The sequence below is a fragment of the Vibrio sp. YT-19(2023) genome (genome assembly GCF_033337395.1).
Window position 1 is genome coordinate 1 of record NZ_JAWOQN010001061.1, and the last position, 534, is coordinate 534.

Genomic DNA, 534 nt, shown 5'->3' on the forward strand with positions numbered 1-534 from the left:
ATTGATTACGTTGTTAAAGCTAAATACTGCGGCAAAGGTGAGGGACAACAACCCGAATTTGCCTATCGTATTACGTTTGGATTCAGACATGTTCTATCTCCGGTGAATCACGTTGGAATTGTAGGGAGGAAGGGCTTGTAATGCTGTGACCACAGCCCTTCTCTTGTTTTATTTATTTAGGAAGTAGCCATCTTCGATGGTCACTTTGAGCACCACTTTTCTTACGCGGTTGTCTCCGTGGAAGCGGTACGCTTCACTGTTTTCAAAAATCGCCACTTGGCCTTCGCAAAGCTCACGTATTTCACCCTGACCAGAAAAAAATTCGCGGTCGGTTTCATCACGATAAGTTTGTTCTAGTGTCAACGCGGTTTTATCCGCGAACTCAACGGTTTCTCGGCCTTCGAGGTAGTAATGCACATCGAAGTAACGACGGTTACCGATGAACGTTTCGGTTTGTTTCGCGAGGCCATCTTCAACCATGTAAACCAGTGAATCGCCAATCGAGTGCATCACGCCATCTTTGATGTTACCGAT

The 534-nt window shown here is 45.7% G+C and carries 1 protein-coding gene; it reads right to left on the reverse strand.

Annotation, left to right across the window (positions count from 1 at the left end; all coding sequences use genetic code 11):
• Positions 1-168: 168 nt before the first annotated feature.
• A partial coding sequence (locus tag R7E78_RS30040) for a beta-galactosidase subunit beta (protein WP_318059129.1) occupies positions 169-534 on the reverse strand: 366 nt, incomplete at its 5' end.